This window comes from Arthrobacter ruber (assembly GCF_002954225.1).
Lineage (GTDB): Bacteria > Actinomycetota > Actinomycetes > Actinomycetales > Micrococcaceae > Arthrobacter_D > Arthrobacter_D ruber.
Genome location: NZ_PPTH01000018.1, coordinates 408,531 through 434,824, shown reverse-complemented (window position 1 = coordinate 434,824; position 26,294 = coordinate 408,531). Strand labels below are relative to the sequence as shown.

Below are 26,294 nucleotides of genomic sequence, written 5' to 3'. Positions count from 1 at the left end.
ATGACGTCGTCCCGTTCCATCCCCGTAGCGGAGCTGTCCTCCGTCGTCGTGCAGCGGAAGGCACGGGCCGCCCACGAGGCACTGAGCCAGGGCGAGGGCCTCGACGGCAACCTGCGAGGGATGGTGCGTGAATCGTGGCTCCGGTCCCTGACCTTCCTGCCCAACCCGGCCACTGCGAGCGCACGCCTGTTCTGCTCCGAGGAGGAACTCGAGGCCTACCGGCAGGCTCACCCACTGGCAGCGATCATGCCCGTCATCCACCGCCTGCTCGTCCAGCCCAGCCTCGATTCAGGCATGCTCGTGGCGGTCGGTGACGAGAACGGCAGGCTCCTGTGGGTCGACGGCGACCGCGAACTGCGGCGCCGGGCGGAGGGGATGCTGTTCGTCCCCGGAGCGGACTGGTCGGAGGCCACCGTGGGCACGAGTGCCCCGGGCACTGCGCTGGCCCTGGAGCGCAGCGTGCAGATCGCGGGGGCCGAGCACTTCAGCCCCCAGGTCCATCCGTGGAGCTGCACCGCGGTACCGCTGCACGATCCGGACTCGGGCACGGTCCTCGGCGTCGTCGACATCACCGGGACCGCCGATGCCGTGGCCACCCACACGCTGTCCCTCGTCGAGGCCACCGTCGCGGCGGCAGAGGCGCAACTGAGCATCCACCGGCTGCAGGGTCGCCTGCCGAGGACGAGGACGAGGCGTGGCAGGGCTGCACGTACGCCGACCGCCCTGTACCGCAACAGCCTGCAGATCCTCGGCGCGGACCACGGAGTGGTGCACGCGGGGGGAGCGGCGCTCGAGCTCAGCCTCCGGCACGCGGAACTGCTGACGCTGCTGGCCCTGCACCCCGAGGGCCTCACCGCGGACCAGCTGGCCACCATGGCGTATCCCGAGGATGCGTCGGGCACCACGGTCCGTGCCGAGATGCTGCGGCTCCGCAAGGTCCTCGCGGAGCACGGGACGGCGATCGTGCCGCAGTCCCGCCCCTACCGTCTGCCGGCGGAGCTGGTCGTGGACGCGGTGCAGGTGCTGAACTACCTGCACCGGGGCGCGCACCGCATGGCGCTCGCCATCTACCGCGGCCCCGTCCTTCCCCGGTCGCAGGCCCCGGCCATCACGCGCCTGCGGAGCGAGGTGTCCACACTCCTGCGGGACGCCGTCCTGACCGACGGCGCGCCGGACACGGTGCTGGACTACCTCGCGCTCCCCGAAGCGGAGTACGACGCCGAGGCCTGGCAGCTCGCGCTGCGGGTCCTGCCCGGACGGTCCCCGCGCCGTGCCGCCGTCGTCGCGCACACCGAGTGGCTCGAGGCCGAACTCGGGGCTCCACCATCGTTAGCCTCAAGTTCTCCGAAGTTTCGTTAGCGAATCGCAATGATCCGTCGAAAAGGTGCCGTGACCGGGCTAACGTTGTCCGTGGTGCCTCGGTACCGGGGACGGCGCGACATCCGCCGGACCAGCGGCACCGTCCGCGACAGATCTACAAGGGGAATCTCGTGACGCAGGCAGGACAGCACCGGGGCAGCACAAGGGTGCCAGGACCGGGTGCCCGTACCTCGCGCACGAAGAGGAACGCGAGCCTGGCGATGGTCGTGTGTTTCGTCGGCTTTCAGGGCATCGTCCCGCAATCGTGGGAAGCTGCCGCGGCCTCGGTCCCCGAGGACGTGCGGGGCTCCGGAGCGTTCGCGTCGGCTGATGCACGACCCACAGGGATCGTCGGCTCCTCGCTGCTCCTGCCACTGGACCGGTCCGACGCGCTGGACCCGTTCGATCCCGCAGGGCCCAGGGTGTCGGGTGACGCCGCGGCCGACGGCGGAAGGGCGGCAGGCATGGCCGCGCGCCCGGAGGTCGGTGCACTCTTCGCACCGCTCGAGGGTCTCGTCCCCACCTCCGCGTTCGGTCTGCGGACAAGCCCCATCACCGGGGAGGCCGGGGAGTTCCATACGGGCCAGGACTACTCCGCGCCCTGCGGCACGCCGGTGTACGCGGCCGACGCCGGCACCGTCCGCGCCGTGGGCTGGCACCTGTGGGGCGGCGGCAACCGTGTGGAGGTGGACCACGGCAACGGCCTGATCACGAGCTACAACCACCTGCAGGGCATCTCGGTGGCGCAGGGCGACACCGTGAACGGGGGAGAGGCGATCGCCGAGATCGGCACCTCCGGATCCTCGACCGGATGCCACCTGCACTTCGAGACCATCCTCAACGGCGAGCACGTCGACCCCCTGCGATGGAAGCTGGTCCCCTCGCAGCACACAGCCCGCAAGGGCGAGCTGAAGGACTTCACCCCCGGCGGTATCGCCGCCGCCGACATCCCCTCCTGGGCGCAGTCCTCCACCCGTTCGGACCTGCCGGCGCCTTCGTGGGGCGACCTCCCTTCGGCGTCCGGGTTCTCGGGAAGCGCCGACGCCTCCGCGGACGAGCACGACGACGAGCCCGCGACGCGTGAGGGAGCAGCGGGCCAGGAATCGCCTCGCGGTGATGGTCCGTCCGTTCCCGATACGGTGGGGAGGCCCCACGTCCCGGAGACACCGGCCGCACCGCAGACGCCCAAGGTCCCGGCGACGGTCCAGCCTGATCGGCAGAAGCCGACGACGCCGGACGCGGGCATCACGGGTGGCACGACCGGCACGACGGGCAGCACCAACGGTGGCGCGACGGGTGGCGCGACGGGTGGCACGACGACGGGCGGCAGCCCTGGCTCGACGCCGACGGACCCCACGAAGGGCACCACGGCGGGCGGCACCACGGGCGGCAGCCCTGGCTCGACGCCGACGGACCCCACGAAGGGCACCACGACGGGCGGCACCACGGGCGGCACCGGTTCGACGCCGACGGACCCCACGAAGGGCACCACGGGCGGCACCGGTTCGACGCCGACGGACCCCACGAAGGGCACCACGGGCGGCACCGGTTCGACGCCGACGGACCCCACGAAGGGCACCACGGGCGGCACCGGTTCGACGCCGACGGACCCCACGAAGGGCACCACGGCGGGCGGCACGACGGGCGGCACCACGGGCACCATGGGCGGCACGACCGGTTCGACACCGGCGGAGCCCGCGAAGGAGACCACGCCTCCCGGATCCACACCGGCCGACACCCCGCCCGGCCAGACTCCGCCTGCGCCGCCAGCCGACGTTCCTTCAGGCGAGGCCCCGTCCGCGCCGCCGGTCGACGCAGATCCGGCCGCCCCCACTCCGGACCCCGCCCCGAAGCCTTCCTGCGACACAGATCCTTCGGAGCCGGAGCCCGACGGGTCGACGCCGGACGTACCGGGTGACGGCGCTGCAGCGAAGCCGGGCACGGAGCCCGCACCCGGCGCCGAGCCCGTACGGGTCGCGGATGCCGCGTCTGCACCGGCAGGGTTGCCTGCCGACGCCGCCGTCGAGCCCGCGCCGGGTACGGAGCCCGCCCCCGGGGAGACCGATCCCGCGGACCCCGCCTGCGAGGACCCCGAGACGCCGACCACCCCGGAGACCACGCCGGAACCTGCTCCTGTCGACACAGCACCAGCGATGCCTGCAGGCCCGGCGGTGCCGGCCGTCCCCGCCTCGCCGGTGCAGCCGACAGAGGAGATCGCAGCGCCCGCCGGCGGCCAGGGGTAGCTGAACCGCGACTGCACGGCGCAGGGCCGGTCCGTGGCCCTCCGGTGCGGATCGGAACGGCCCCGGCAGTCCTGCCTGCCCGACCCCTGGACCATGCAACGTCGATGCAACCTTCGCCCTCCTACGCTGTCCAGCAGGGACGACGACGTCCTGCATCCACGGAGTTCAAGGAGTTGCACACGATGACTGTTTACGCCCAGCCAGGCCAGGACGGATCGAAGGTCAGTTTCAAGCCGCGGTACGAGAACTGGATCGGCGGCGAGTGGGCTCCACCCATCAAGGGCCAGTATTTCGAGAACATCTCGCCGGTGACGGGCAAGGCGTTCTGCGAGGTGGCGCGGGGCACGGCCGAGGACATCGAACTGGCACTCGACGCGGCGCACAAGGCCGCCCCGGCATGGGGCAAGACCCCTGCCGCAGAGAGGGCGCTGGTCCTCAACCGGATCGCGGACCGCATGGAGGAGAACCTCGAGATGCTCGCGGTGGCCGAGACCTGGGAGAACGGCAAGCCCGTCCGGGAGACCCTCGCGGCGGACCTGCCCCTGGCCGTCGACCACTTCCGCTACTTCGCCGGCGCCATCCGCGCCCAGGAGGGTCACCTGTCCCAGCTCGACGAGGACATGACGGCCTACCACTACCACGAGCCGCTCGGTGTCGTCGGGCAGATCATCCCGTGGAACTTCCCCATCCTCATGGCGGTCTGGAAGCTCGCCCCCGCCATCGCCGCAGGCAACGCCGTCGTGCTGAAGCCTGCCGAGCAGACGCCGTCGTCCATCCTCGTGCTCATGGAGCTGATCAGCGACCTCCTTCCCGCGGGCGTGGTGAACGTGGTCAACGGCTTCGGTGTGGAGGCCGGCAAGCCCCTGGCGTCGAGCAAGCGCATCCGCAAGATCGCCTTCACCGGCGAGACCACCACGGGCCGCCTGATCAGCCAGTACGCGAGCCAGAACCTGATCCCGGTCACCCTGGAGCTCGGCGGCAAGAGCCCCAACATCTTCTTCTCGGACGTCGCGGACAGCAACGACTCCTTCTACGACAAGGCGCTCGAGGGCTTCGCGCTCTTCGCCCTCAACCAGGGCGAGGTGTGCACGTGCCCGTCGCGTGCGCTGGTGCAGGGCTCCATCTACGACTCGTTCATGAGCGATGCGATCGCACGCGTGGAGAAGATGGTGCAGGGCAACCCGCTCGACACCGACACGCAGGTGGGAGCCCAGGCCTCGAACGACCAGCTCGAGAAGATCCTCTCCTACATGGACATCGGCCGGCAGGAGGGCGCGAAGGTGCTCATCGGCGGCGAGCGCAACGTGCTCGACGGCGACCTCGCCGAGGGCTACTACGTGAAGCCCACGGTGTTCGAGGGCACCAACAGCATGCGCGTGTTCCAGGAGGAGATCTTCGGCCCGGTGGTCTCGGTCACGCGCTTCAACGACTACGCGGAAGCCCTGGAGATCGCCAACGACACCCTCTACGGTCTCGGTGCCGGCGTGTGGTCGAGGAACGGCAACATCGCCTACCGTGCAGGGCGCGAGATCCAGGCCGGCCGGGTATGGGTGAACAACTACCACGCCTACCCCGCGGGAGCGGCGTTCGGCGGGTACAAGTCCTCGGGCATCGGCCGCGAGAACCACGCCATGATGCTCGACCACTACCAGCAGACCAAGAACCTGCTGGTGAGCTACTCCGAATCCAAGCTCGGGTTCTTCTAGGAGGCACGATGACCGTCGAAGCCTCGGTGACCATCCAGGGGGAGACCTTCTCCCGGGTGGCGCTCACCGACAGCGCCGTCGAACTGCTGGACAAGCTGTGGCTGATCCATGGGCCGCTGATGTTCCACCAGTCCGGCGGCTGCTGTGACGGCTCGTCACCGATGTGCTACCCGGCGGGCGAGTTCCTCACCGCCGAGGCGGACGTGCTGCTGGGAGTCCTCGACATCTCGTCCGGTGCTGGAGGCCCCGGCGCGGTCGCCCAGCCGGGGACGGCCGATGACGGGCCGCGACTCATCGAGTTCTGGATGTCGCGGGAGCAGTTCGAGTACTGGCGCCACACGCACCTCACGGTCGACGTCGTCCCGGGCAGGGGGAGCGGCTTCTCGGTCGAGGCCCCGGAGGGGAAGAGGTTCCTGATCCGCTCACGCCTCATGGGGCAGCCGGAGGGCTAGGGCGCCGGCGCGGTCGAAGGGGCCGGCGCAGGGTGCGCCGGCTCCTTCGCGTACGTGCGGTGATCGTGCCCGGCGGAGCCGTCGTGGTCGGGGTCCACCGCGAGCACGATCCCCAGGAGGTCGGTCAGCGCGTGGCCGAGCTTGGGGTCGACGAGCTCGTAGCGGGAGCGCCGGCCCTCCGCGACCGACACCACGAGGCCGCACCCGCGCAGGCACGCGAGGTGGTTGGACAGGCTCTGGCGGCTGACCCCGAGCATCCCGGCGAGCTCGCTCGGATAGGCCGGCGCGTCCCGCAGCGCCACCAGGATGCGCACGCGCGTCGGATCGGAGAGCGCGGTACCCACCCGCTGCAGCACCGGGGTGGAGGTCAGGGTCTGCAGCATCAGTGGCTCAGCTCCGTCTCGTGCGGGACATGGGCAAGGGGCTCGATCTGGAAGGTGCAGTGGTCGATGCTGACCTCGAAGTGCCCCATCACGCACTCCTGGAGCTGGTCGAGGACGGCGTGCGCCGATCCGTCGCGGTAGCAGGCGTCGTCCACCACGATGTGCGCCGTCAGCACGGGCAGGCCGGTGGCGATCTGCGTGATGTGCAGGTCGTGGACGTCCCGCACCTGCGGCAGGCGTGCGATGTGCGCGCGCACCTCCTCGAGGTCGATACCGGCCGGGGTGGACTCCAGCAGGACATCGATGGTCTCGCGCAGCAGCTTCACGGTCCGAGGGACGATCAGGGCGCCGATCAGGATGGCCACGACGGCATCGGCCCGCATCCAGCCCGTCAGCGTGATGACGACGGCCGCGACGATGACGGCCACGGAGCCCAGGGCGTCGTTGAGCACCTCGAGGAAAGCGGCCCGCAGGTTGAAGCCGGCCGAGCGGTGCCGGGACAGGACCGCGAGAGCGGCGAGGTTGCCGACCAGGCCGACGGCCCCGAACACGATCATCCCCGGAGCGGCGACGTCCTCCGGCGTGACCAGCCGCCGCACACCCTCGATCAGCACGTAGGCCCCGACGGCCAGCAGGAACGCTGCCTGCAGCAGGGCGGCGATCACCTCGGCACGCCGGAACCCCCAGGACCGCCTGGGGGTCGCGGGACGGACCGAGAGCGTGGCCGCGCCCAGGGCCATGGCGAGACCGGCCGCATCGGTCAGGACATGAACGGAGTCGAAGAGCAGCGCGAGGCTGCCGGTCCACCACGCCCCTACGATCTGGAGCACGAAGACGGCGAGCGTGATGGCGAGGGCAGTGGCCAGGGGGCCACGGCCCGCCGTCCCTGGTGGTACGTGGTGATGCGAACCCATCCTCCGATAGTACAGCCCCCAGTGAACCTTAGGTGCTGGACGGGAGTCGCTGGTACGGTTGCGGTCTCTGACAGACCGGGCGTCCGACCGCCCCGGGCGCGTCGCGGCGTGAAGCAGGAGGGCCGTCATGGCCATGGAGGACGGGCACGACCTGCACGACGACAACTGGGTCATACCGCAGGACGACATCGCGGGCCGACTGAGCGACCTCGCCCGATCCCTGCAGCGGGAGACCTCCGAGGACGCTGTCCTCGAGCAGCTGGTGCGCACCGCGGTCACCCTGGTGCCGGGCGCCGACGAGGCTTCGATCACCCTGGTGGCGGGACGCCACAGGGTGCAGTCCCGGGCGCCCTCGGGAGAGCTCGCACGGACCCTCGACCAGCTCCAGGAGCGCACGAGGGAAGGCCCGTGCATGAGCGCGGTCTACGACGAACAGACGGTCTCCGTGCCGGACATGCGCGCCGAGAGCCGATGGCCCAGGTTCTCGGCAGGAGCCGCGGCGGCCGGCGCCGGCAGCATGCTGTGCTTCCAGCTCTTCGTCGAGGGGGACAACCTCGGGGCGCTGAACCTGGTGGGGCGCTCCGCCCATGCGTTCACCGAGGAGTCCGACTACGTGGGCTGGCTGATCGCGAGCCACGCCGCCGTCGCCTTCGCCGATGCGCAGAAGCTCCACCAGTTCAAGGATGCCGTGGCGACCCGGGACCTGATCGGTCAGGCCAAGGGCATCCTCATGGAGCGGTACGGCATCACGGCCAGTCAGGCCTTCATCATGCTGGTGCAGGTGTCCACCAGGATGAACCTGAAGCTCCTGGTGGTCGCCGACGAACTGGCGACCACGGGCAGCTTCCCGATGCGGCGGCGGAGCAAGGACTGACAGGACGGCACCCCACCCGGTGATCCCGTGCTGCTGCAGCCTGAGCGTGTCACGGACCGCCGTGACGAGCGGGTCCGCGAGGAACCGCCACGGGCGGCACCACCGGAGGAGCGGGAGGACAGCGGTCGCGGCGCCCGTGCCGCTCCGCTAACGGTCGACTCCGGACATGTCCTCGTAGCGGTCACCTACGGGGGCGGCGACGGCGGCGAGCTGTGCGAGGTGCTCCTCCGAGAGTTCGAGCGCATCCGCGGCCACGTTCTCCTCGAGGTAGCGCACCTGCTTGGTGCCCGGGATCGGGGCGATGTCCGGGCCCTGAGCCAGGAGCCATGCGAGGGCCACCTGGCCCGGGGTGGCGTCCAAGTGCCGGGCGACGTCGTCCACCTGCTCCACGATGCGGATGTTGGCCTGCAGGTTCTCGCCCGCGAAGCGGGGGTTGTTGCGGCGGAAGTCGGACTCGTCGAGCTGGTCGACCGAGCGGATGGTCCCGGTGAGGAAGCCGCGGCCGAGCGGTGAGTAGGGCACGAAGCCGATGCCGAGTTCGCGCACGAGGGGGAGGAGTTCGCGCTCCGGGTCCCGGCTCCACAGCGAGTACTCGGTCTGCAGCGCCGTGACCGGGTGCACGGCATGTGCCCTGCGGATCGTGGCGGGCGCCGCCTCGGACAGGCCGATGTGCCGGATCTTGCCCTCCTGCACGAGCTCGGCCAGGGCGCCCATGGTGTCCTCGACGGGTACGGACGGGTCCATGCGGTGCTGGTAGTAGAGGTCGACGTAGTCGGTCCCCAGCCGCCGCAGCGAGCCCTCGAGGGAGAGGCGCACGTTCTCCGGGCTTCCGTCGAGGCCCCGGGCGTCGTCCGCGGTGTGGCGGATGGTGCCGAACTTCGTCGCCAGCACGACGTCGTCGCGCCTGCCCCTGAACGCCCGGCCGAGCAGTTCCTCATTGGTGTAGGGGCCGTAGATCTCCGCGGTGTCGAAGAAGGTGACGCCGAGGTCGAGGGCCCGGTGGAGGGTGGCGATCGAACCGGCGTCGTCCGTGCCGCTGCCCGTGTAGAACGCCGACATGCCCATGCAGCCGAGCCCGAGTCGTGAGACGTCGAGGCCGGAGCCGAGGGTGATGGTCTTCATGGGGTCGCCTTTCGGAGAGGGGAGCGTGCCCCGGCAAGAGTACGCCGCACCGGCGGCGCATGGGGAGGGGGCCTGGACCGACGCTTTGTTGCACGGTGTGCAAGATTCTGCCTAGGCTGGGACCGTGCTGGAAACGACCGACAACGCCGAGCCGCTGGGCCGCCGCGAGCAGAACAAGATCGACACGCGGCGCGCCATCGTGGACGCGGCCTTCGACCTCGCCCTGTCCGTGGGGCCGGGGTCGTTCACCGTGGACCAGATCGCCGAACGGGCCGGCGTCTCCCGCCGCACGTTCTTCAACTACTTCCACAGCGCCGAGGACGCCCTGACCGTGCGCACGGACGGCTTCCTCGACCTCGCCCTCGAGGTCTTCGGTCGGATGCCGGAGGACGAACCCCTGTTCGACTCCATCATCCGTGCGTTCACCGAGACCACCCGCATGGAAGGGCTGTCCCAGCACGGCGAGCTCTTCCGCATGGCCAGCACCAACCCGGACCTCCTGCGCGCGCAGCTGCACTCGTGGGAGCGTGCCGAGACCCGGATCGCCGACGGGCTGCGCGCGCGCCTCGGTGCGGGCGCCTCCAGCCTGTACCTCACGGCGCTGGTCGGCAGTGTGCTGTCCTGCACCAAGGCGGCCATGCGCGACTGGGCCGCGAACACCCCCGAGTCCGCCGAGGACTCGGGGCAGCAGCTCGAGGGGCGGATCCTCTCGGCCCTGACCATGCTGCGCGACGGATTCTCCGACAGCCCTGTCGCGCCTGCAGCCTGAACCCCTCCACCCCTTCCCGCTAGGACTCTTCGATGGCTTTTCTGCTCTACCGTCTCGGCTCGTTCGCGTTTCGACGGCGCTGGTGGGTGGTCTCCGCGTGGCTTGCGATCATGCTCGCCGTGGGCGCTGCCGCCGTGGCGTTCTCCGGCACGCTGACGAACAACTTCACCATCCCGGGCACCGAGTCCCAGCGCATCTCCGACCGGCTGCGGCAGGAACTGCCGGAAGCCGTCGGCGGGACGGGCACGGTGGTCTTCACCACCGAGGACGGCGCCGCCTTCTCGGCGGACCAGCGCGAGGGCGTCGAGTCGGCGCTCGCAGCGATCGCCGAGCTCGACGGCGTGCGCGGTGTCGTCGATCCCTTCGCCGTCGCGGACCAGGTGGCGTCCGGCACCTCCGAGCTGGAAGCGGGCCGCGACCAGCTCGCAGCGAGCGAGCAGCAGCTGACCGCCGGCGAGGCGCAGCTCGAGCAGGGCCAGGCGCAGCTCGACGCCCAGCGCGCGCAGTTCGAGCAGGCCCGCTCGCAGCTCCCGCCGGCACAGGCCGCGGCCACGGAGCAGCAGCTCGCGCAGGGCCAGGCGCAGCTCGATGCCAGCAGGACCCAGCTCGAGGCAGGGCGTGAGCAGTTCGAATCCGGCAGCACCGAACTCGACCTCGCCGAGCGGCAGCTCGATGCCGGCTCCGGTGTACGCCTGGTGTCCGAGGACGGCACCACCGCGGTGGCCAGCGTCCAGTTCGAGCAGCAGATCAACGGGGTGTCGCCGGAACTGCGCGAGGCCGTGCAGGAGGAGGCCGCGGGTGCCGAGTCCTCCGGCGTGACGGTCGACTACAGCAAGGAGATCGTCGAGGACGTCTCCGGCATCGTCGGCGCCACCGAGGCGATCGGCCTGGCCGTCGCCGCCATCGTGCTCATCCTCATGCTCGGCACCCTCGTCGCTGCCGGGCTGCCGCTGCTCATGGCGATCATCGGCGTCGGCGTGGGCGTGGGCCTCACCTTCGCGCTGTCCGGCCTGATCGAGATGAACAGCATCTCGCCGGTCCTCGCCCTGATGCTCGGCCTCGCCGTGGGCATCGACTACTCGCTGTTCATCGTGAACCGGCACCGCACTCAACTACTCCGTGGCATGGGGATGCAGGAGTCGATCGCCCGGGCCACCGGCACTGCGGGCAACGCCGTCCTCTTCGCCGGCATCACGGTGATCGTGGCGCTGGCGGCACTGGCGGTGCCCGGGCTGCCGTTCCTGACCGTCATGGGCCTGTCCGCGGCCGGTACCGTCGCGGTGTCCGTGCTCGTGGCACTGACCCTCACGCCCGCCCTGCTCGCCCTCATGGGGCCCCGCATCATCTCGAAGCGCCGCTGGGCGAAGGCCCACGGCCCCAAGCACTCGGCCGCCGCTCCCATCGACACGGAGACGGGCGCGTCCCTGGCCGACGCCCGCGCGGCGGCCGGCGCCGGCTGGGGTGGCCTCGTCACCCGGAAGCCCGTGCTGACGGTCCTTGCCGGCGTGGTCCTGCTCGGGGTCATCGCCATCCCCGCGGCGCAACTGCGCGTGGGCCTGCCCGACGGCGGCACCGAGCCGGCCGACTCGACGGCGTTCCAGGCCTACAGTGCCATCGGTGAGAAGTTCGGCGCCGGCACCAACGGGCCGCTGATCGTCGTCGGATCCCTGCCCGAGACCTCCGACGAGGCCGAGCTCACCGCGCTGCGGCTGGACGTCAACGACCTCCTGCGCGAGGTGCCGGACGTCGCCGCCTCGGTGCCCGCGACCGTGAGCGAGGACGGCCGCACGGCCATCTTCCAGGTCATCCCGGAGGAGGGCCCGGCGAGCGAGACCACGGAGAACCTCGTCCGGGACCTCCGCGCCGCGACGGGTGAGATCGAGGAGCAGACGGGCGTCCCGATCGCCGTGACCGGGCAGACAGCGGCGAACATCGACGTCTCCGCCAAGCTCATGGAGGCGCTGCCGCTGTATCTCGGGATCGTGGTCGGGCTGTCCCTGATCCTGCTCCTGCTGGTCTTCCGCTCCATCCTGGTGCCTGTCATCGCGACGGCAGGGTTCCTGCTGTCGCTGCTGGCCAGCTTCGGCGCGACGGTCGCGATCTACCAGTGGGGCTGGCTGGGCGGAATCTTCGGGGTGACCAATCCCGGGCCCATCCTGAGTTTCCTGCCGATCATCCTGATCGGTGTGCTGTTCGGCCTGGCCATGGACTACCAGATGTTCCTGGTCTCCGGCATGCGGGAGGCGTACGTCCACGGCGACGACCCGAAGGCTGCGGTCCGGATCGGCTTCAGCCATGGTGCGCGGGTGGTCACGGCCGCGGCGATCATCATGGTCTCCGTGTTCGCCGGCTTCGTGTTCTCGCACCTGGCCATGGTGCGGCCGATCGGTTTCGGGCTCGCGTTCGGCGTGCTGCTCGATGCCTTCGTGGTGCGCATGACGCTGGTCCCGGCGGCCATGTACCTGCTGGGCAGGCGTGCCTGGTGGCTGCCTGCCTGGCTGGAGCGGATCCTGCCGGACGTCGACGTCGAAGGGGCCAAGCTGCTCCGCGGCGAGGGCGGGGGGACCGGGGACGGCGCCGGTCACGGCGGGCGCGACGGGCGCGACGAGGAGGAGAAGGCCGCCGTCCCCGTCTAGCGTGGACCGGCATCATCCCAGCAGGTGCACGCAGCTGAAGTGGTGGTTGTCCCTGGCACCCGCGGCCAGGGACAGCGGCACGAAGTAGCAGCGGAACAGGAGCCCGGTGTCAGCGCCGGGCTCCGGGGTCCCGCCCGTGCCGCCGGTGACCCGGTGCTCCCAGGAGGCCCGGGGTTCGTCCGTCTCCGACGCGAAGAACACGGTGATGGAACCGGGGCCGATGTCCGCCGTCGACTGCACGACGCCGACCGCGGTCAGGGGTCCGGCGAGGACGAGGCCGGTCTCCTCGAGCACCTCGCGCCGGGCGGCGGCGTCGAGCGTCTCGCCGGGGTCCACCCCGCCCCCGGGTACCTGCGTCCCGGCCTCGGGATGGTGGACGTGGTCGAACACCAGGACCTCGCGCGCGGCACCCTGCCCCCGCAGCACGTACGTCGCAGCCCGGACACGCGGTCCCGCCATCGATTCCTCCACGGATTCCTCCTGTCGCCCAGGTGATGCTTCGGTCCATGCCGTCCGCTTCGGGTATCCCATGCACGGCGCGGCAGCACGAGGACCTCAGTGCCGCTGGGCCCGGGCCTCGAGGGGCGGCTGGCACGCGAGCCACGCACGTGCCGCTGCCCCGTGGTCGAAATAGCCCACCGGGAACGGGGGCCGGTAGACCTCCAGGTACAGCTCGACCAGCGGCTGGTCCAGGACCGACGGTCCCACGAGCGCGACGGCGGACAGCGGCGCGCGCCGCGCGAAGTAGGACAGTGCGTCCTGGCTCAGTGCCGTCATGCCGTTGAGGAACATCAGGAGGTGGACGCGGCGCCCGGGCACGGCGCGGACGATCTGCGCCGTCAGCAGTTCGCCGTCGGAGTCGTGGAGCACGAGCGACGGCGCCCAGTGCACCTGGAGGAGGGACTTCTCATGCCGCAGGGAGAACCGTGCCTGTGGTGCCTCCATACCTTCCCCCATTCCTTTCGTGAGTCTAGTGACTCCACGGCGGGAACAGCAGCCCCTTCGAGCGTGCGCTACGCGCCGAGGTAGCGACCGGGCCGGTGGTTCAGGGCCACCACGAGGTTCAGCACCACGGCACCGACGGCGGACAGCAGGACGCTCGCGGGCGCCACGACGGTGAGGGCGGCGAGGACCACGGTGGTGTCGAGTGCCATCTGGATGTAGCCCGCACGCCAGCCGAGCCGCTCCTGCAGGATCAGGGCCAGGATGTTGAAGCCCCCGAGGCTCGCCTTGTGGCGGAAGAGGATGAGGAGCCCGACGCCGGCCAGCAGGTTCCCGCCGAGGGCCGCGTAGAGCGGATCGAGGGTCAGGGTGCCGAGGGCGATCGGGCGGAGGTCGGACAGCCCCGCGACGAGCGCGACCGCGGCCATGGTGCGCAGCGTGAAGTCCCACCCCTTCTTCCACACCGCCAGGGCGAAGAACGGGATGTTGACGGCGAAGAACAGCAGACCGAAGGGCAGCCCGCCCATGTAGCTCAGGAGCAGGGCGAGGCCCGCCGTCCCACCGGTGACTGCGCCGCTGGCCTTGAGCAGGAACAGGCCGAGGGACACCGTGAACGTACCCGTGACCATCCCCAAGACGTCCTCCAGGACCGAGTGCCGGACGATGCCGTCGTCGACGTCCGGGTCCGCGCGGGGTGCTCGTGTGTCCATGGCCGCAAGCTATCACCGGCGGATCGGGCGGATCGGCGGGGGCCCGGTGGATGTGAAGGAAAGCACAGAAACCCGGCGGAGTGAAGGCCCGGAAGGCGCTGTGTTACGGACGTCGATGCGTCGTGCGGCCCGTGCCCGACTCCGTCGGCGCGTGGTCGTCGTGCCCGGGAGGCGGGACGACTTCGTCCCCCATTCGTCTCCGCCGTCCGGTACCGTTGGATCATCAGTGTGCTTACGGTCCGGCCTGCCAGGTCCGATCCGGAGTGTGACAGGGCAGTCGGTACGGCCGCGACGAGGGGGGTGCACGGTGATCGAGTACGTGAGCAGCAGGTTCGGCCAGATCCTCTTCGCCAGCTGGCAGCACTTCTCCCTCGTGGTGCAGAGCCTCATCCTTGCCACCGTCCTGGCGGTCGTGATCGCCGCGCTCGTCTATCGCAGCCCTGCACTCACCGCCGTCGCGAACAGCGTCTCCGCAACCGGCCTGACCATCCCCGGCTTCGCCCTCGTGGGACTCCTGATCCCGCTGTTCGGCTTCGGTGTGGCACCGGCCGTGATCGTGGTGGTGTTCTTCGCCGTGCTGCCGATCCTGCGCAACGCCGTCGTCGGCCTGACCGGCATCGACGGCGCGGTGATCGAGTCGGCGCGCGGCGTCGGCCTGAGCCGCTTCCAGACCTTCCGGCGCGTCGAGCTCCCCATGGCCTGGCCGGTCATCCTGGCCGGGGTGCGCGTCTCGGCGCAGATGGTCATGGGCATCGCCGCGATCACCGCGTACGCCCTCGGGCCGGGCCTCGGCGGGTTCATCTTCACGGGGCTCGCACGGCTCGGCGGTGCCAACGCCCTCGAGTCGGTGGCCACCGGCATCATCGCGGTCATCATCCTTGCCGTGGTGCTCGATCTCCTCCTCGTCGGCCTCGGCCGGCTCACGATCCCGCGAGGTATCCGTGTCTGACAACATCCCCGCCACGGCATCCACCGATCCGGCATCCGTCATCACCGGGGCGAGCATCCTGCTCGACCAGGTCAGCAAGCGGTATCCCGGCCAGGCGAAGGCTGCGGTGGACGGCCTCACGATGGAGATCCCGGCCGGCAAGATCGTCATGCTGGTGGGTCCCTCGGGCTGCGGCAAGACCACCACCCTGAAGATGATCAACCGCCTGATCGAGCCCACCGAGGGCCGCATCGTGCTCGACGGCGACGACGTCACCGGGATCAACGGCGACGACCTGCGGCGACGGATCGGGTACGTCATCCAGGCCGGCGGCCTGTTCCCCCACATGACCGTCGCGACCAACATCGCGATCGTCCCGAAGATGCTCGGCTGGAGCAAGGACCGCGTCGCGGCCCGCGTGGACGAACTCCTGGAACTCGTCTCCCTCGATCCGGCCCAGTACCGCGACAGGTTCCCCCGGGAGCTCTCCGGCGGGCAGCAGCAGCGCGTCGGCGTGGCCCGAGCGCTCGCGGCGGACCCGCCCGTGCTGCTCATGGACGAGCCCTTCGGTGCCGTGGACCCCATCACCCGGGTGCGTCTCCAGGACGAGCTCATCAGCATCCAGAAGGAACTGCAGAAGACGATCGTCTGCGTCACCCATGACTTCGACGAGGCCGTCAAGCTCGGGGACTGGATCGCCATCTTCACCGAGGGTGCGCAGCTGGTGCAGTACGACACCCCCGAACGCATCCTCGCCGAGCCGGCCAACGAGTTCGTCGAGAACTTCATCGGCGCCGGCGCCGGCCTGAAGCAACTGACCCTGACGCGCGTCAACGAGGTCGAGCTGCAATCCGCCGTCACCGCGTCGCCGGGCGACCTCAGCTCCGACGTCCTCTCGCGCCTCGACCAGCAGGGCCACGACCACGCCGTCATCATCGACGGCCGCAACCGGCCGCTTCAGTGGCTGTCGCGACGTCAGCTCGCGCGGCTCGAGCGCATCGGCAGCACCAGGGATCCACGCCTGCCCGTGGTCGGCGAGCGCGCCACCCTGAACGACGCCCTGGACATCATGCTCGTCTCGAGTGTCGGGGCGGCGCTCGTCACCGGCGGGCGGGACAGCTTCCGCGGCGTCGTGGATGTCGAGACGATCATGGTGGCCATGAGCCAGGCCCATGCCCGGGCGCGGACCTCCCACGCCGAGGGCAAGCCCGTCGGTATCAACACCGGAGCGCTCACCGCGCTCGACGGACCGCACGACGGGACGGCGCCCCTGCGGTCCGCGGACAGGGGTGCCGGCGGTGAGTGAGCGACCGGGCGTCGTCGCTGCCGGCACGGCACAAGGCCCGACGGCGTCGGCCGGCACTGATGCCCTGCCCGGCGGAACGGCCGATACGCTCGTCAGTCGCGATCGCAGCTGGCTCCCGCTGCTCCGGCAACTCGCAGGCATCATCCTGGCCGGCCTCGTGCTGGCCGCCTGGCTCCTCTCGGCCGAGCTGACGGCCACGGAGCAGATCACCCTCAACCCCGCCTCACTGCTCGTCTACACGGGCGAGCACCTGGCGCTGACACTGCTGGCTGCGGCGATCGTACTGGTGGTCGCCGTGCCGCTCGGCATCCTCCTCACCCGCCGGCCGTTCCGGCGGGTCGCCGGGCCCGTGCTCGCCGTCGTGAACCTGGGGCAGTCGGCGCCCGCGATCGGGCTCGTCGTCCTGCTCGCCGCCTGGCTCGGCTTCGGCTTCCGCACGGCCGTGGTGGCACTCGTGGTCTACGCGCTCCTGCCGGTCCTCCGGAACACCATGGTGGGGATCGGCCAGGTCGATCCCCGTCTCGTCGAGGCCGGACGGGGGATGGGCATGAGCGCCGCAGCGGTCCTCCTGCGCGTGGAGCTCCCGCTGGCGGTGCCCATCATGCTCGCCGGGATCCGCACCGCGCTGGTCCTGCTCGTCGGAACCGCGGCCCTCTCGACGTTCATCAACGGCGGTGGGCTGGGCATCCTCATCACCACCGGGGTGAACCTCAATCTGTCCCGCGTCCTCATCGCGGGCGCCGTGATCGTCGCGCTCCTGGCCCTGCTCGTGGACTGGGTGGGCCGCGTGGTCGAACTCCTGGCCCGGCCCAAGGGGCTCGCGTGAGGCCCGTCCGCACCGGATGCCGTCCGCGCCGCGCGGCCGCCCTGGTCGGCGCTGCCGTCGCCGGTCTTCTCCTGGCCGGGTGCGGCCTGCAACCCGCCACGTCCTACGTGCCGGACGCCGGCCCTGGCTCCATCCAGCCGATCGACGGCGTGGACGGCGCCCCGCTCACCGTGACCTCCAAGAACTTCTCGGAGCAGCTGATCCTCGGGAAGATCTCCGTCCTGGCCGCCCAGGCCGCCGGCTTCGAGGTCACCGATCTGACCAACGCGCCGGGCTCACAGCCTGCCCGCGACCTCGTCCTCTCGGGCGAGGCCGACCTGACGTGGGAGTACACCGGCACGGCGTGGCTCGCGTTCCTGGGGAAGGAAGCGGGTATCCCGGACCAGCGGGAGCAGTGGACGGCGGTGCGCGATGCCGACGTACCCAACGGCCTCGTCTGGGGCGAACCGGCGCCGCTGAACAACACGTACGCCATGGCCGTGCGGACCGAGGCGATCCCGGAGCTCGGCGGCATCACCACCATGTCGGGACTGGCGCAGCTGCCGCCCGAGCAGAGGACGTTCTGCGTGGAGGCGGAGTTCAATTCACGCGCCGACGGCATGACGCCCATGCTGGAGCATTACGGGCTCGAACGCGGCGCGCCGACGGGCGTGCCCGACGGCAACATCGGCATCTACGACACCGGGGCCATCTACGGGGCCACCGACACCGGGGCGTGCAACTTCGGCGAGGTCTTCGCGACCGATGGACGCATCGATGCCCTGGGGCTGACCCTCCTCGAGGACGATCGCGGGTTCTTCCCCGCCTACAACGCCGCCCCCGTGTACTTCGGGGAGACGCTCGAGGAGTTCCCGGAACTCCAGGAGGTGATGGGCTCGATCGCGCCGGTCCTCACGGACGAGGCGCTGCGCCGCATGAACCTGCAGGTCGACGTCGAGGGCGAGGAGCCCGCCGACGTCGCCTTCGACTTCATGGTGGACAACGGCTTCATCACCAGGCCCTGACCTCACGAGGGCGCGGGCTGGAGTCCTGCCGACATACCCACGGAGAAGAGCCAGATCCGGGCGTCCTCGGTATCGGGGAAGTAGCGGGTCCGGCTGCGGGACTGAGCGATGAAGGCCGCGAGGACCCGGTCCACCGGATCGCTCCCGGTCAGCGCGATGGGTCCCAGGTGGCGGTAGGCGACGAGCATCTGCCGCGCGGGCGGCGTGATGTGCCGGATGAGGTCGAGGTGGACGAGCATCGGCGCCCAATGCCAGCGCGGGACGTGCGTGATCGTGTTCGCGAGGACGTCGAGCTCCGCCGGACCGATGCTGATGCCCGGCCGCCAGAGGACCTCCAGGATCCCTGCGTCGTGCAGGAGTGTGAAGTCATCCACGGTGGTGCCCCCTTGATCAGCGCCCACCCGTGTCGGCGCTCCCGTGTGCAGTCTCGCACTGCCGGGCACCGTTCCCCAACCGAGGGCAGGGACCGTGACGGTCGTCGGACGGATCGGGCACGGATCGTCGGGCGGGAACCGGCCGGGGCCTCCTACGCTGGGGACATCCGGAGAACAGGAAGGGGCAGGATGCTCACCCGCTGGAACGAGGCCATCGCCCTCATCGACGAGCAACTGACCCAGCAGGTCGACGTCGTCGAACTCGCACGGCTCACGCTCACCTCGGAGTACCACTTCCGCCGGGTGTTCTCCGTGCTCGCGGGCATGCCGGTATCGGAGTACATCCGTCGCCGCCGGATGAGCGTAGCGGCGGCCGACGTGCTCGGCGGTTTGCCGCTCGAGGAGGTGGCCCTGCGCTACGCCTACGGATCCGTGGACGGCTTCCGGCGCGCGTTCACCGCGGTGCACGGGCTGACCCCGGAGCAGGCACGGCAGCCCGGAGCCACTCTCCGCTCGCAGCCCCGCCTGCGGTTCCATCCCATCGAAGGGAGCACACTCATGCGCCACCGCGTCACCGCACTCGACCCGTTCCGCCTCGTCGGCGCCGGGACGAGGATCCCCCTGGTGTACCGAGGCCCCAACCCGGCCATGATCGCCTTCCACCGGGCACTGCCGCCGTCGCTCGCCGACCGGCTCGCGGGGCTCGGCGACATGCCAGAACCCGGCGGGCCGTTCTCGGCGTCGAGCGACTTCACCGAGGACCGGGCCGACGGCAGCGAGTTCCACTACCTGTACGGGGTCGCGACCCGCCGGTCGGCGGCGGACCTGCCCGGGGACCTCGACGTGGTCGAGGTCCCCGGACACACCTGGGTGGTGTTCGAGATCGAGGCGGAATCCGGGTTCCACGCTGCGTTGCAGCAGGCCTGGGCCGACGCCTTCGGAGAGTGGTTCCCGTCCAACCCGTACCGCGTGGTGCCGGCCCCCGAGATCCTCGCCGTCACGGAGACGTCCGACGACGGCGAGGCCGGCAGGGGTGCGCTCTGGATCGCCGTCGAGCGCGGCTGATCCCGCCGCCGGACGCAGGAAGGGCGGACCCGCGGGTCCGCCCTTCCCGTGTGCACCGGTGACCCGGGCCGCTCTAGTAGAGCGCGGCCTCGGACTCCGTGGCGGGCGCGATGCCGCGGCCGAGGTTCGCGGCCAGCTTCGCGCCGAGCTCGGCATCGACGTTCGCCCAGTACTGGATGGCCCGCGCGCGGATCTCGTCGCTCTGCACACCGCCGACGGCGCCCGTGATGGTCTCGAGGAAGCGTGCACGCTGCGCGTCGTCGAACACCTCGCGGTACAGCGTCCCGGCCTGGCCGAAGTCGTCGTCCTCGGTATGCAGCGAATGGGCCGCGCGGACGAGGTCGCCGTCGTTCTCCCAGCCGCCGTGCGCGCCGTACCGGGCGGGATCCGCGGCGGGGCCGCCGACGGAGTTCGGGGCGTACACGGGTGTGGACGCCGCGTTGAAGTGGTAGCGCGCCGCGCCGTCCTTGGAGTAGTTGCGCACCTCGTTCTTCGGCATGTTCACGGGCAGCTGTGCATGGTTGGTGCCCACGCGGTAGCGGTGTGCGTCCGCGTAGGAGAAGATGCGTGCCTGCAGCATGCGGTCGGGGCTGGCGGCGATGCCCGGCACGAAGTTCGACGGCGCGAACGTGGCCTGCTCGATCTGCGCGAAGTAGTTCTCCGGGTTGCGGTTCAGCGTGAGCCGGCCGACTGGAATCAGCGGGTAGTCACCCTGCGGCCACACCTTCGTGAGGTCGAACGGGTTGAATCGATACGTCTTGGCGTCGTCGTAGGGCATGATCTGGACCTTCAGGTCCCAGCTCGGGTGGTTGCCCCTGGCGATGTTCTCCGAGAGGTCGCGCAGGTGGTGGTCGGCGTCCGAGCCCGCGAGCGACTCGGCCTCGTCGACCGTCAGCACCTCGTGGCCCTGGTTGGACTTGAAGTGGTACTTCACCCAGAACTTCTCGTCGGACTCGTTGATCCACATATAGGTGTGCGAGCCGTAGCCGTTCATGGTGCGCCACGAGTTCGGCAGGCCGCGGTCACCCATGAGCCAGGTCACCTGGTGGGCCGACTCGGGGCTGAGGGTCCAGAAGTCCCACTGCATGTCGGCGTCCCGCAGGTTGGTGCCGGGCAGGCGCTTCTGCGAGTGGATGAAGTCCGGGAACTTGATGCCGTCGCGGATGAAGAACACCGGGGTGTTGTTGCCCACGAGATCGTAGTTGCCCTCGGAGGTGTAGAACTTGAGCGCGAAGCCGCGGGGGTCGCGCCATGTGTCGGGGGAGCCCTGCTCGCCCGCCACGGAGGAGAAGCGGAGGAGGGTCTCCGTCGTCGTGCCCTTCTGGAAGAGCGCGGCGCGCGTGTACATGCTGACGTCCTCGGTGGTCTCGAAGACACCGAACGCTCCGCCGCCCTTGGCGTGGACCACACGCTCGGGGACGCGCTCCCGGTTGAACTGCGCGAGCTTCTCGATGAGGTAGTGATCGGTCAACGGGATGGCGCCGTCGGGGCCGAGGGCCGACGAGTTGCTGTCATCGACGACGGGGGCGCCGGACTGCGTGGTGCTGAAGCTGGCGGACATGCTGCTCCTATTCCTGGGGTTCGGATGGTTGGTGGCTGGGGGCTGCCGGACGGCAGTCGTCGCAGAGGCCCTGATACAGGACCTCCGCGATCCGGATGGTCATGCGGGAGGCGCCGGGCGCCCACTCGGGGGTCAGGCAGGGTGCGTGCCCGACGGCGCAGTCCACGTCCTCGATCCGGCCGCACCCGGTGCAGACGGCGTGGTGGTGGTTGTCGCCCACGCGCGTCTCGTACCGGGCGGGGGAGTGGGGCGTCGCGATGCGGCGCAGCAGGTCGATGTCGGTGAGGTCGGCCAGGATCACGTAGACGGATTGCACGGTGATGTGCGGCAGGTCGGCGCGGACGGCGCTCGCGGCGTCGTCGGCCGTGGCGTGCGGCAACCGCTCGACGGCGGCGAGGACGGCGAGGCGCTGGCGCGTCACGCGCCGGTCGGCGGCATGCAGGGCGGCGGTCCAGCGGGCCTCCCGGGCCTCGGGTGTCGCGGCGGTGTACATCATTGCTTCAGTCAATCAGTAGTTGTGAGGAACTCATAACAAGGCGCTGCTAACTTGCGCCCCACGCCGCGCATGCGGTCGGTACCGTGGACAGGGTGGATCTCTTCAGACGCGCCCGGGCCTGGGTGCTGGACTATGCGTACGTCGGCTTCTGGCAGGTGCACGGCTTCCTGTTCAGGGTGGACCCTGCGCGATACCTGACCCCCGCCCCGGGGGCGCCCGAAGGCAAGGTGCCCGTGCTCCTGATCCCCGGGATCTACGAGACCTGGCAGTTCATGCGGCCGGTCGCCGACCACCTGTACCGGGCCGGGCACCCGGTCCATGTCGTGCGGAAGCTCGGCTACAACCGCGGCACCGTGGCCGCGATGGCGCAGCTCGCCGCCGGCTACCTCGAGGAGCACGAGCTGACCGACGTCGTCGTCGTCGCGCACAGCAAGGGCGGCCTGATCGGCAAGTTCCTCATGACCATGTCCAGTGTCTCGCCGCGGATCAGCCGCCTCGTGGCCGTGAACACGCCCTTCTCCGGGTCCGTCTACGCGAACTTCTTCTTCCTGCCGAGCATCCGTGCGTTCTCGCCGCAGAACCGGACCCTGCAGTCCCTGCTGGGGCACCTCGAGCTGAACGAGCACATCACGTCCATCTACGGCCGGTTCGATCCGCACATCCCGGGTGGCAGCTTCGTGCAGGGCGCCCGCAACGTGCAGCTCGAGACCATGGGTCACTTCCGGCCGATCGCGGACAAGCGCGTGCTGCAGGAGATCGACCGCGCGATCGCGGCGGGGGAGCGCGACGCCGTCGAAGGAGCCTGACCCGCGGGGCTGTCCCTGCGGCCGCTCATGGGCGTGCTTCTCCCGACGGCGGGTTGGCCCCCCGGGTACCCCGACTCGTTGCCAGGGCGAATCACTCCGGAGCTAGACTCGTGCCGTGCCACGACTCCTCGCCGACATCACCCCGCTGAAGGAGTCCCCGGCGTTCCGGAGGCTGTACATCGGCACGGCGCTCTCGGCCATCGGGACGCAGCTCACGATCGTGGCCGTCAGCCTGCAGATCTACTCCCTCACGCAGTCCACGTTCAGCGTGGGCCTGCTCAGCCTCTTCGCCCTCGTGCCCCTCGTGGTCGCGGGCCTGTACGGCGGGGCGATCGCCGACGCCCAGGACCGCCGAACGGTCGCGCTGTACTCGGGGTTCGCACTGTGGGCCACCACCATGGCCATCGCGGCGCAGGCATGGATCGGCGTGGACAGCGTCTGGCTGCTCTACATCCTCGTCGCCATCCAGTCGGGCGCGGCCGGCATCAACCAGCCCACGAGGAGCTCGATCATCCCGCGGCTCGTCCGGCCGGAACTGCTGCCCGCGGCCAATGCCCTGAGCATGATCACGTTCGGCCTCGCATTCACCGTGGGTCCGTTGCTCGCGGGAGTGCTCGTGGCTCAGGTGGGCTACGCCTGGACCTACACGGTCGACGTCGTCACCTTCACCTTCGCGCTGTGGGCCGTCTACCGCCTGCCGGCCCTGCCACCCGAGGGACCCACCCGACGGGCGGGCCTCGCGACGGTGCTCGAGGGCTTCCGCTTCCTCGGCACGCGGCCGAACATCCGCATGACCTTCATCGTGGACCTCGTCGCCATGGTCCTGGCCCAGCCGCGGGCCCTGCTTCCCGCGGTCGGCGCGGTGCTCATCGGCGGAGGTGAGCTGACCGTCGGCATCCTGCTGGCCTCCGCGGCCTTCGGGTCGGTACTGGCCGGGCTGTTCTCCGGCCCGCTGGGCCGCATCCACAAGCACGGCCAGGCCGTGATCTGGTCGATCGTGGGCTGGGGTGCGTCGGTGGCCGGTTTCGGGCTCGTCGTCGTGATGGCCGGCTCGTCCTCCCTGCCGGCACCCGGCGAGGGCGAGCTATCGGTCTGGGTGCTGCCCGCCGCGGTCTGCCTCGTCCTGGCGGGCATCGCGGACTCCATCAGCAGCGTCTTCCGGAACACCATCCTGCAGTCCGCCACCCCGGACGCCATGCGCGGACGGCTGCAGGGCGTGTTCATCGTCGTCGTCGCGGGTGGTCCGCGGCTGGGCGACATGGTGGCCGGTGGCCAGGCCTCCTGGCTGGGGGAGGGGTGGACCGCCGTCGTCGGAGGGATCGCCTGTGCCGTCCTGGTTCTCGTCGTCGCCCGCCGGCAGCCGCGCTTCCTGCAGTACGACTCCCGCACGCCCGAGCCCTGAGCCTGCGCGCCCGCCAGGGCTCTTACCTGTCCCCGTACGATGAAGGGAACAGGCACCTGCGACCCTCCGTTGTACTGACGGGCCGCACGGCCTCCACCAGCAAGGAGATCTCAGTGCACAACCATTTCAACGGTGCCAAGACGGCGTTGTTGTTCGGCGCCCTCATGGGCATCTTCCTCGTGTTCGGCGCCGTCATCGCGGGGGCCACCGGCAGCTCGATGTTCATCTGGGTCTTCGCCCTGCTCGGCGTCGGGTCGATCGCCTACAGCTACTGGAACAGCGACAAGATCGCGATCCGCAGCATGCGCGCCGTCGAGGTGACGGAGCAGCAGGCGCCGGCCATGTACCGGATCGTGAGGGAGCTCAGCACGCGGGCCGGCAAGCCCATGCCCCGGCTCTACATCTCCCCGACGATGGCTCCGAACGCCTTCGCGACGGGCCGTAACCCCGAGAACTCGGCGGTCTGCTGCACGCAGGGCATCCTCGAGCTGCTCGACGAGCGCGAGCTGCGCGGCGTCCTCGGGCACGAGCTCATGCACGTCTACAACCGCGACATCCTCACCGGGTCCATCGCCGCCGCCGTGGCCGGCGTCATCACCTCGGTGGCGCAGATGTTCGCCTTCACGGGCATGATGGGCGGCAACCGGGGCCAGGGCGGCAACCCCATCGCAGCACTGCTGCTCGCCTTCCTCGCACCGCTGGCCGCGGGCCTCATCCAGACCGCGATCGGCCGCACCCGCGAGTTCGACGCCGACGAGGACGGCGCGATCCTCACGGACGACCCCCTGGCACTCGCCTCCGCCCTCCGCAAGCTCGCGAGCGGCACGCAGCGTGCACCGCTGCCGCAGGACCAGCGCCTCGTGAACACCTCGCACCTCATGATCGCGAACCCGTTCAAGGGAGGCGGCATGAACCGCCTCTTCGCGACCCACCCGCCGATGGACCAGCGCATCGCGCGCCTCGAGGGCATGGCCGGACGCCCGACCGGCTGAGCACCCCGACGACGACGGCGGCCCCACCTCGCACAGGTGGGGCCGCCGTCGTCATGTCCGGGTGTCTCCGAACGGGTCAGCGCATGTTCACGAACTGGAGGTCCGCCTCGTCGAAGTTCCGGAGCAGCGCCATCGTCTCCTGGAGGTCGTCGCGGGACTTCGAGCTGACGCGCAGCTCATCGCCCTGGATCTGCGACTTGACGCCCTTGGGCCCCTCGTCGCGGATGAGCTTGTTGATCTTCTTCGCGATGTCCTGAGCGATCCCCTCCTTGATGGAGGTCTCGAGGCGGAATTCCTTGCCCGAGGGGTAGGGCTCGCCGGTGTCCAGCGACTTCAGCGAGATGCCGCGCTTGATCATCTTGGACTGCAGGACGTCGAGCACGGCCATCACGCGCTCCTCCGAGTTCGCCTTCATGAGGATCTTCTCGCCGCTGAAGTCCACCTCGGCGCCGACGCCCTTGAAGTCGTACCGCTGCGCGATCTCCTTCTGCGCCTGGTTCAGCGCATTGGCGACCTCCTGCTTGTCCACTTTGCTTACGACGTCGAACGTGGATTCGCTCGCCACGATGCCTCCTAGGGGTGGTTGGGTTTCTTGCCATCAAGACTATCCGTAACGCCTCTGCGGCGGCGCGGGCTGTTCACAGCCGGCGCTCAGGGAGCGCCGGGGACGCGCACACACTCGGGTGGCACGGTGGGAATCACGCCACCGCCCTCGAAGGAGCTCCATGTCCGAGATGCCACGCCGCCGCTATCAGGTCCGACTCCGGAAGGCCGTGGCGGGGTCGTTCCTCGCCGCCGCCGGCGCGGCGTCCCTGACGGGGTTCACGGCCGCCCCGGCGCTCGCCGTGCCACCGCGGGTGGTGGCCACGGGCACGGACACGGCCGACTACGAGGCGGGCGACATCATCCTCGGGCTCGACTCGGCGGCGGCCGTGACGGTCGCCTCGCCCGTCGCCGTCACGAGCTCCACGCCGTCGGCGGAGGAGCGGCTCGCGGGCGTCCGGGCGGACCTCGATCAGGCTGTCCTGCTGCGGATGGTCACCCCGGAACAGGCGGACGGCTTCTACGCGCAGATCGAGCGCCGGGTGGCCGCAGGCCTGTGACCCGTGGCCCGATTCGTGTCCGGGGCGGTTTGTGGGTAAAGTTGTCTTGCCCGCGCTTGCTGCGGGCGGTCTTCCTGTGAAGACGTTCGGCAGATTACCCGAGCGGCCAAAGGGGGCTGACTGTAAATCAGCTGGCAACGCCTACGGGGGTTCGAATCCCTCATCTGCCACAGCAAGGAACGGCCGGTACTTCCACTGGGAATCAGGGGAGGTGCCGGCCGTTCGTATTCCCGGCCCGGCCCGCTGGAGGGAAGGCATCGGACGCCGCCTCCTCACCGGCACGCGCCTTCTGCCGTCGATGCTCCGGTACCGGGTACTGCA

General features: G+C 70.3%; 26 protein-coding genes and 1 tRNA gene. 17 read left to right on the top strand and 10 right to left on the bottom strand.

Annotated features, from left to right (window positions below):
* From CI785_RS15925 to CI785_RS15910, 4 genes are all read left to right on the top strand, one after another.
* Positions 1–1,359, top strand: a complete 1,359-nt coding sequence (locus CI785_RS15925) for a GAF domain-containing protein (protein WP_105033043.1) — start codon at positions 1–3, stop codon at positions 1,357–1,359.
* Between the two features lie 131 nt (positions 1,360–1,490).
* Entirely contained in the window at positions 1,491–3,602 is a 2,112-nt protein-coding gene (locus tag CI785_RS17240) for a M23 family metallopeptidase (RefSeq protein ID WP_240615243.1), read from the top strand.
* A 182-nt stretch (positions 3,603–3,784) separates the two neighbouring features.
* A complete protein-coding gene (gene exaC, locus CI785_RS15915; RefSeq protein ID WP_105033042.1) occupies positions 3,785–5,308 on the top strand; it encodes an acetaldehyde dehydrogenase ExaC in 1,524 nt (507 codons plus the stop codon).
* Between the two features lie 8 nt (positions 5,309–5,316).
* Positions 5,317–5,760, top strand: coding sequence for a DUF779 domain-containing protein (locus CI785_RS15910; protein WP_105033041.1), 444 nt, complete (start codon positions 5,317–5,319; stop codon positions 5,758–5,760).
* Here CI785_RS15910 and CI785_RS15905 read toward each other — a convergent pair.
* Both CI785_RS15905 and CI785_RS15900 read right to left on the bottom strand, forming a co-directional pair.
* Entirely contained in the window at positions 5,757–6,143 is a 387-nt protein-coding gene (locus tag CI785_RS15905; RefSeq protein ID WP_205753651.1) for an ArsR/SmtB family transcription factor, read from the bottom strand. The genes CI785_RS15910 and CI785_RS15905 overlap by 4 nt on opposite strands.
* Positions 6,143–7,057: a cation diffusion facilitator family transporter gene (locus CI785_RS15900; RefSeq protein ID WP_105033040.1), complete on the bottom strand. Its 915-nt coding sequence runs from the start codon at positions 7,055–7,057 to the stop codon at positions 6,143–6,145. The genes CI785_RS15905 and CI785_RS15900 overlap by 1 nt, the downstream gene beginning before the upstream one ends.
* Before the next feature lie 127 nt (positions 7,058–7,184).
* Between CI785_RS15900 and CI785_RS15895 the strand changes: the two genes are divergently transcribed.
* Positions 7,185–7,931 carry a GAF and ANTAR domain-containing protein gene (locus CI785_RS15895; RefSeq protein WP_240615242.1) on the top strand — a complete coding sequence of 249 codons (747 nt, stop codon included), beginning with the start codon at positions 7,185–7,187 and terminating at the stop codon, positions 7,929–7,931.
* A gap of 147 nt (positions 7,932–8,078) precedes the next feature.
* Here CI785_RS15895 and CI785_RS15890 read toward each other — a convergent pair whose 3' ends face one another.
* Positions 8,079–9,053: an aldo/keto reductase gene (locus CI785_RS15890; protein WP_105033039.1), complete on the bottom strand. Its 975-nt coding sequence runs from the start codon at positions 9,051–9,053 to the stop codon at positions 8,079–8,081.
* A 124-nt stretch (positions 9,054–9,177) separates the two neighbouring features.
* Between CI785_RS15890 and CI785_RS15885 the strand changes: the two genes are divergently transcribed.
* Both CI785_RS15885 and CI785_RS15880 read left to right on the top strand, forming a co-directional pair.
* Positions 9,178–9,822, top strand: coding sequence for a TetR/AcrR family transcriptional regulator (locus CI785_RS15885; protein WP_105033038.1), 645 nt, complete (start codon positions 9,178–9,180; stop codon positions 9,820–9,822).
* 32 nt (positions 9,823–9,854) lie between these two features.
* Entirely contained in the window at positions 9,855–12,458 is a 2,604-nt protein-coding gene (locus CI785_RS15880; protein ID WP_105033037.1) for an MMPL family transporter, read from the top strand.
* Between the two features lie 12 nt (positions 12,459–12,470).
* Here the strand turns inward: CI785_RS15880 and CI785_RS15875 are convergent, their stop codons facing one another.
* From CI785_RS15875 to CI785_RS15865, 3 genes are all read right to left on the bottom strand, one after another.
* The gene (locus CI785_RS15875) at positions 12,471–12,917 is read right to left on the bottom strand and encodes an NUDIX domain-containing protein (protein ID WP_105033239.1); all 447 of its coding nucleotides are present in this window, start codon (positions 12,915–12,917) and stop codon (positions 12,471–12,473) included.
* Between the two features lie 96 nt (positions 12,918–13,013).
* Entirely contained in the window at positions 13,014–13,403 is a 390-nt protein-coding gene (locus CI785_RS15870; RefSeq protein ID WP_105033036.1) for a DUF7793 family protein, read from the bottom strand.
* A 68-nt stretch (positions 13,404–13,471) separates the two neighbouring features.
* Complete coding sequence (locus CI785_RS15865) at positions 13,472–14,110, bottom strand: YitT family protein (RefSeq protein WP_105033035.1); 639 nt, start codon at positions 14,108–14,110, stop codon at positions 13,472–13,474.
* Between the two features lie 310 nt (positions 14,111–14,420).
* Here CI785_RS15865 and CI785_RS15860 point away from each other — a divergent pair, with 310 nt between their 5' ends.
* Genes CI785_RS15860 through CI785_RS15845 form a run of 4 tightly spaced genes read left to right on the top strand, consistent with a single transcriptional unit; the run spans position 14,421 to position 18,174 of the window.
* Positions 14,421–15,059: an ABC transporter permease gene (locus tag CI785_RS15860; RefSeq protein WP_420808265.1), complete on the top strand. Its 639-nt coding sequence runs from the start codon at positions 14,421–14,423 to the stop codon at positions 15,057–15,059.
* Positions 15,052–16,344 (top strand): ABC transporter ATP-binding protein, encoded by a 1,293-nt coding sequence (locus tag CI785_RS15855; protein ID WP_105033033.1) that lies wholly within the window; start codon positions 15,052–15,054, stop codon positions 16,342–16,344. Before CI785_RS15860 ends, CI785_RS15855 begins: the two co-directional genes overlap by 8 nt.
* A complete protein-coding gene (locus tag CI785_RS15850) occupies positions 16,328–17,170 on the top strand; it encodes an ABC transporter permease (protein ID WP_420808257.1) in 843 nt (280 codons plus the stop codon). The genes CI785_RS15855 and CI785_RS15850 overlap by 17 nt, the downstream gene beginning before the upstream one ends.
* Entirely contained in the window at positions 17,167–18,174 is a 1,008-nt protein-coding gene (locus CI785_RS15845) for a glycine betaine ABC transporter substrate-binding protein (RefSeq protein WP_105033031.1), read from the top strand. Before CI785_RS15850 ends, CI785_RS15845 begins: the two co-directional genes overlap by 4 nt.
* A 2-nt stretch (positions 18,175–18,176) precedes the next feature.
* On the opposite strand, the gene CI785_RS15840 is transcribed toward CI785_RS15845, so the two are convergent.
* Positions 18,177–18,548, bottom strand: coding sequence for a hypothetical protein (locus tag CI785_RS15840; RefSeq protein WP_157940303.1), 372 nt, complete (start codon positions 18,546–18,548; stop codon positions 18,177–18,179).
* A 189-nt stretch (positions 18,549–18,737) separates the two neighbouring features.
* Here CI785_RS15840 and CI785_RS15835 point away from each other — a divergent pair, with 189 nt between their 5' ends.
* Positions 18,738–19,613 carry an AraC family transcriptional regulator gene (locus tag CI785_RS15835; protein WP_105033029.1) on the top strand — a complete coding sequence of 292 codons (876 nt, stop codon included), beginning with the start codon at positions 18,738–18,740 and terminating at the stop codon, positions 19,611–19,613.
* Between the two features lie 73 nt (positions 19,614–19,686).
* Here the strand turns inward: CI785_RS15835 and CI785_RS15830 are convergent, their stop codons facing one another.
* Both CI785_RS15830 and CI785_RS15825 read right to left on the bottom strand, forming a co-directional pair.
* A complete protein-coding gene (locus CI785_RS15830) occupies positions 19,687–21,174 on the bottom strand; it encodes a catalase (RefSeq protein WP_105033028.1) in 1,488 nt (495 codons plus the stop codon).
* Positions 21,175–21,181: 7 nt separating this feature from the next.
* Positions 21,182–21,670 carry a Fur family transcriptional regulator gene (locus tag CI785_RS15825; RefSeq protein ID WP_105033027.1) on the bottom strand — a complete coding sequence of 163 codons (489 nt, stop codon included), beginning with the start codon at positions 21,668–21,670 and terminating at the stop codon, positions 21,182–21,184.
* A 92-nt stretch (positions 21,671–21,762) separates the two neighbouring features.
* Here CI785_RS15825 and CI785_RS15820 point away from each other — a divergent pair, with 92 nt between their 5' ends.
* From CI785_RS15820 to htpX, 3 genes are all read left to right on the top strand, one after another.
* The gene (locus CI785_RS15820; RefSeq protein ID WP_105033026.1) at positions 21,763–22,476 is read left to right on the top strand and encodes an esterase/lipase family protein; all 714 of its coding nucleotides are present in this window, start codon (positions 21,763–21,765) and stop codon (positions 22,474–22,476) included.
* Positions 22,477–22,591: 115 nt separating this feature from the next.
* A complete protein-coding gene (locus tag CI785_RS15815; protein ID WP_105033025.1) occupies positions 22,592–23,878 on the top strand; it encodes an MFS transporter in 1,287 nt (428 codons plus the stop codon).
* Between the two features lie 113 nt (positions 23,879–23,991).
* On the top strand, positions 23,992–24,870 hold the full coding sequence (gene htpX, locus CI785_RS15810) for a zinc metalloprotease HtpX (RefSeq protein ID WP_105033024.1): 879 nt from the start codon (positions 23,992–23,994) through the stop codon (positions 24,868–24,870).
* A 76-nt stretch (positions 24,871–24,946) separates the two neighbouring features.
* Here the strand turns inward: htpX and CI785_RS15805 are convergent, their stop codons facing one another.
* Positions 24,947–25,435: a YajQ family cyclic di-GMP-binding protein gene (locus CI785_RS15805; protein WP_105033023.1), complete on the bottom strand. Its 489-nt coding sequence runs from the start codon at positions 25,433–25,435 to the stop codon at positions 24,947–24,949.
* Positions 25,436–25,595: 160 nt separating this feature from the next.
* Here CI785_RS15805 and CI785_RS15800 point away from each other — a divergent pair, with 160 nt between their 5' ends.
* Together CI785_RS15800 and CI785_RS15795 are read left to right on the top strand one after the other, a co-directional pair.
* Positions 25,596–25,973 (top strand): hypothetical protein, encoded by a 378-nt coding sequence (locus CI785_RS15800; RefSeq protein WP_105033022.1) that lies wholly within the window; start codon positions 25,596–25,598, stop codon positions 25,971–25,973.
* Between the two features lie 88 nt (positions 25,974–26,061).
* A tRNA-Tyr gene (locus tag CI785_RS15795) sits at positions 26,062–26,143 on the top strand.
* Positions 26,144–26,294 lie beyond the last annotated feature (151 nt).